The organism is Mesorhizobium sp. M0478 (genome assembly GCF_040321305.1).
In the GTDB taxonomy this organism is placed as follows: Bacteria; Pseudomonadota; Alphaproteobacteria; order Rhizobiales; family Rhizobiaceae; genus Mesorhizobium.
The window spans coordinates 1-4,666 of sequence record NZ_JAMYRH010000035.1 but is presented as its reverse complement, the minus strand read 5'-3'; the positions used below and the strand labels follow the sequence as shown (position 1 = coordinate 4,666).

Below are 4,666 nucleotides of genomic sequence, written 5' to 3'. Positions count from 1 at the left end.
ATGACGTTACACTCCTTCCAAGGCACCTTGCTCTCCTTGCAAAGGGCCGAAAGTGTAACCCATGTCTCCGGAATGAACTGTCACCCATCTCTCGGGAAGGGCAACAGACACTTAGGTGTTTGTTCTCCCGACCCACAAGATAGCTTGATGCAAACCGGCCGCGTCGGCGTCGCTGTCAGCATGGTGTTTTGACGCGACAACCTTCCGCGCTACCTCGATAATAGGAATGCCGCCGAGACAGCGGCCGGAACGAGGTTTGCGGAAGATGAATTTGTTGATTTCAAGCCGGCTGTCAGCGCTGCTCGCTTTGTCCCTGGCGGCAGGCTGCTCATCGCTGGGCAGCGCGGTGAACCCGGCGAAATACGACAGCATGACATGCGCCGAGCTCAACACCGCCGTAGGCGATACCGCGCGCGACATCTCGCAAACCGCCATCACCCGCGGCAAGGTCGCCAACACCAGCGTGCCGAACTGGCTGCTCGGCGGCACGCGCGTGAAGAGCGCAGTGGCCAAGCGTGAGACGGCCAGAATCGAACTGCTGAAGCAGCGGCAAGAGGCCATTGTCGCGACAAGGGCCAACAGATGCCCCAGGTCAGCGGGCTAGCGAACTGGCCCTACCTATCTGCTGAACGTCACGCCTTAAGCACTCAGCCTGAAGCGCGTGACATCGATCGCCGCAGCCATCAGCGTCTGGGTGTAGGCGGCCTGCGGGTTGCTGAAGATCTCTTCCGTCGGGCCTTCCTCGACGATCTTGCCCTGCCTCATGACGATGATGTAGTCGGCCATGGCGCGCACCACGGAGAGATCGTGGCTGATGAAGAGGTAGGACAGTTCGTGGTCGGCCTGCAGCTTGCGCAGCAATTCGACGATCTGCTTCTGCACCGAGCGGTCGAGCGCCGAAGTCGGCTCGTCCAGCACCACCAGTTTGGGCTTCAGGATCACGGCACGCGCGATGGCGATGCGCTGGCGCTGGCCGCCGGAGAATTCGTGCGGGTAGCGGTTGCGTGCGTTGGGGTCGAGGCCGACCTCGAGCAAGGCCTCGACGGCGCGCTGATCGCGTTGCTTGCCTGACAGGTTCTGCTCATGCACCAGAAGCCCTTCGGTGATGATCTGGCCGACGGTCATGCGCGGCGACAGCGAGCCGAACGGATCCTGGAAGACGAGTTGCATCTCACGTCGCAGCGGCCGCATCGCATGGCGGTCGGCGGTGGAGATGTCGCGGTCGCCGAAGCGGATGACACCGTCGCTGGGCAACAGGCGCAGAAGTGCGCGGCCGAGCGTCGATTTTCCCGAACCGGACTCGCCGACGATACCGATGGTCTGGTTGCGCTTCAGCCGGATCGAAATGTGATCGACGGCGCGTAGCAGCAGCGGTTCGCCGGCAAGGAAGCCGCCGCCGATCTTGAAGGTCACTTCGACATTGCGGCCCTCCAGCAGCACAGGAGCGCTGGGCGGCGGCGCCGCCTTGGTGCCGGTCGGTTCGGCGGCCAGCAGCATTTTGGTATAGGCATGCTGCGGGTTGGCGAAAAGTGCTTCCGCCTCGCCTTCCTCGACCACCTCGCCATAGCGCATGACATAGACGCGGTCGGCAAAGCGCCGGACGATGCCGAGATCGTGGGTGATAAAGACGATGGCCATGCCGAGCTTGCGCTGCAATTCGGCGAGCAGCACCAGGATCTGCGCCTGGATGGTGACGTCGAGCGCCGTCGTCGGCTCGTCGGCGATCAGGATGTCGGGGTCGTTGGCGAGCGCCATGGCAATCATGACGCGCTGGCGCTGGCCGCCCGACATTTCGTGCGGATAGGATTTCATCCGCCTCTCGGGATCGGGAATATGCACAAGCCGCAGCAGCTTGAGCGCCTCGTTCCGTGCCTCGGCTGCGTTCAGCCCGCGGTGCTTGCGGATTGGTTCGATCAGCTGGTTGCCGATCGAATAGAGCGGATCGAGCGAGGTCATCGGCTCCTGGAAGATCATGCTGATCTTGGCGCCGCGCACCTTGTTGAGGTCGGGCTTGCTCATGGTCAAAAGGTTGCGGCCGCGATAATCGACGTGCCCCGTCGCCTCGCCGTTGGACGCCAGCAGGCTCATCGCCGCCATCATGGTCTGGCTCTTGCCGGAGCCGGATTCGCCGACCACGGCTACGGTTTCCCCTGCCTTGACGTGGATGTTGATGCCCTTGACCGCTTCGACCGCGCCGTCGAGCGTGCGGAAGCGGACGCGAAGGTCCTTGACGCTGAGGATCGTTTCGGGCGTTTCCATCGCAACGGTCCCCATTTTATTTGGTCCCCATATTATCGGTCTCTCGGATCGAGCGCATCGCGCAGGCCGTCGCCGACGAAGTTCAGCGCAAACAGCGTCGACACGAGGAAGAAGGCGGGGAACAAAAGCAGCCAGTTGGCGGTGCCGATGTTCTTGGCGCCGACGGAGATGAGCACGCCCCAGCTGGTCATCGGTTCCTGCACGCCAAGGCCGAGGAAGGACAGAAAGCTTTCCAGGATGATGACCTGCGGCACCAGCAGCGTCATGTAGATCACCACTGGTCCGAGCAGATTGGGGATGACATGGCGCAGCAGGATGCCGCGCTGGCCGACGCCCATGGCTTCGGCCGCCTGGACATACTCCTGCCGCCGGATCGACAGCGCCTGGCCGCGCACGATGCGCGCCATGTCGAGCCACAGCACCGCTCCCACCGCCAGGAACATCAGCACGAAGTTGCGGCCGAAGAACACCACCAGCATGATGACAAAGAAAATGAAGGGCAAAGAATAGAGCACGTCGACGATGCGCATCATCACCTCGTCGATCTTGCCGCCGGAAAAGCCGGCCGCCGCCCCGTAGAGGACGCCGATGACCACCGCGACAATGCCGGCAAGCAGGCCGATGGCCAGCGAGATGCGCCCTGCCATCAGCGTTCGCGAGAGAAGATCGCGACCGGTGTTGTCGGTGCCGAACAGGAAGTACTGCTGTTTGACCGACGCAGTCATAGTCAATTCGAGCCCGTCGGCCGATTTGCTCTCTATCTTGGTATCGTCGAAGGCATCGGAGCGGTCAAGATAGCGGATGTTGCGGTCGTCGATCGGTTTGGTCGAGGTGACGGTGACGGTGACGCGACTGCCGTCCAGTTTCCACTCCTTGATGTCGACGCGCATGCGCTTGATGGCATCCTTGAGCGCCGTCTCGATCATGTCGGGCTTCGGATAGGCTGAAAAGCTTGGCGGCGTGCGCACATAGTCGGCATAGATGGTGGTGTACTGATGCGGCACGAACCAGGGGCCGAAGATGCTGATGACGCCAACGAAGGCCAGGTAATAGAGGCTGAACATGGCGGCGCGGTTGGCTTTGAGGCGCGCCCATGCGTCGCCCCAGAGCGAGCGGCCGACGACGGCCGGCGGAGCGGCGGCGGCTGTGATGTCAGTCATAGCGCACCCTCAGTCATAGCGTACCCTCGGGTCGACGACCGCGTACATGACGTCGACGATCAGGTTGAAGACGATGGTGAAGAGCGCGATCACCACCACGGTCCCCATCACCAGCGTGTAGTCGCGGTTGAGCGCGGCATCGACGAAATAGCGGCCGACACCGGGAATGGAGAAGATGGTCTCGACGATGACCGAACCGGTGAGCAGCGCCGCGGCTGCGGGGCCGGTGAAGGAAACGATCGGCAGGATGGCGCCGCGCAGCGCGTGCTTGACCACCACCGACCAGTCGGAGAGGCCGAGCGCACGCGCCGTTCGGATATGATGCGAACGCAAGCTCTCGATCATCGACCCGCGCATCAGGCGGGCAACGATGGCGATCTGCGGCAAGGCCAGCGTCAGCACCGGGCCGATCTTGTTGATTAATGCGCCATCACCCCAGCCGCCGATCGGCAACAGCTTCCAGGTCAATCCGAACACCAGCTGAATCACAGGAGCGATGACGAAGGTGGGGATAGTGCTGCCGGCGGTCGCCAGCGCAATCACCGTATAGTCGCCAAGCTTGTTCTGGTTGAGCGCGGCGATGGTGCCGAGCACCGAACCAAGCAGCAGCGCCAGGATCAGCGCCGAGGTGCCGAGCTGGACCGATATCGGCAGCCCCTTGGCAAACAGTTCGGTGACGGTGAAGTCAGGCAAATTGTAGCTCGGCCCGAAATTGCCGCGCAGAAGATTGCCGAGATAGTGGGCATATTGCAGCCAGAGCGGATCGTCGAGGCCGAACTGTGCTTCCAGATTGGCCCTGATCTCGGGACTGAGGCCCCGCTCCTGATTGAAGGGGCCGCCCGGTGCGACGCGTATCAGGAAGAACGCCATGGTCACGATGACGAACAGCGTCGGAATGGCGGTCAGAAGCCGCCGTAAGATGTATCGCAGCATCGGCGCCCCGCTTCGGCCAGAGCGACATACGTCCATGCGGACGCATTGCCACGCTCCGGCGCCAAATCTTCGCACCGGGCTTGCCGAAAATCGACCACGACTTTCGGACCGGTGCGATGACCGACCAGTCCGGGGCGGCGCCAGGGGGGGGGGGGGGGGGGGGGGGGGGGTGTTTGGGGGGGGTGGGGGGGGGGGGGGGGGGGGGGGGGGTGGTGGGGGGGGGGGGGGGGGGGGGGGGGGGGGGGGGGGGGGGGGGGGGGGGGGGGGGGGGGGGGGGGGGGGGGGGGGGGGGGGGGGGGGGGGGGGGGGGGGGG

Annotated in this window: 4 protein-coding genes; 1 reads left to right on the top strand and 3 read right to left on the bottom strand. The window is 63.9% G+C overall.

What is annotated here, in order from left to right:
* Positions 1 to 265: 265 nt before the first annotated feature.
* Positions 266 to 604: a hypothetical protein gene (locus NKI64_RS32025; RefSeq protein WP_023684572.1), complete on the top strand. Its 339-nt coding sequence runs from the start codon at positions 266 to 268 to the stop codon at positions 602 to 604.
* Between the two features lie 35 nt (positions 605 to 639).
* On the opposite strand, the gene NKI64_RS32020 is transcribed toward NKI64_RS32025, so the two are convergent.
* From NKI64_RS32020 to NKI64_RS32010, 3 genes are read right to left on the bottom strand one after another with little or no spacing between them, the layout of a single operon-like run.
* The gene (locus NKI64_RS32020; protein ID WP_352672075.1) at positions 640 to 2,259 is read right to left on the bottom strand and encodes an ABC transporter ATP-binding protein; all 1,620 of its coding nucleotides are present in this window, start codon (positions 2,257 to 2,259) and stop codon (positions 640 to 642) included.
* A gap of 32 nt (positions 2,260 to 2,291) precedes the next feature.
* A complete protein-coding gene (locus NKI64_RS32015) occupies positions 2,292 to 3,419 on the bottom strand; it encodes an ABC transporter permease (protein WP_352672073.1) in 1,128 nt (375 codons plus the stop codon).
* Positions 3,420 to 3,428: 9 nt separating this feature from the next.
* Complete coding sequence (locus NKI64_RS32010) at positions 3,429 to 4,352, bottom strand: ABC transporter permease subunit (protein WP_023684574.1); 924 nt, start codon at positions 4,350 to 4,352, stop codon at positions 3,429 to 3,431.
* Between the last annotated feature and the right edge of the window lie 314 nt (positions 4,353 to 4,666).

Coding starts and splice junctions, on each gene's coding strand:
- NKI64_RS32025 (WP_023684572.1), top strand. CDS start 266: ATGAATTTGTTGATTTCAAGCCGGCTGTCAGCGCTGCTCGCTTTGTCC.
- NKI64_RS32020 (WP_352672075.1), bottom strand. CDS start 2,259: ATGGAAACGCCCGAAACGATCCTCAGCGTCAAGGACCTTCGCGTCCGC.
- NKI64_RS32015 (WP_352672073.1), bottom strand. CDS start 3,419: ATGACTGACATCACAGCCGCCGCCGCTCCGCCGGCCGTCGTCGGCCGC.
- NKI64_RS32010 (WP_023684574.1), bottom strand. CDS start 4,352: ATGCTGCGATACATCTTACGGCGGCTTCTGACCGCCATTCCGACGCTG.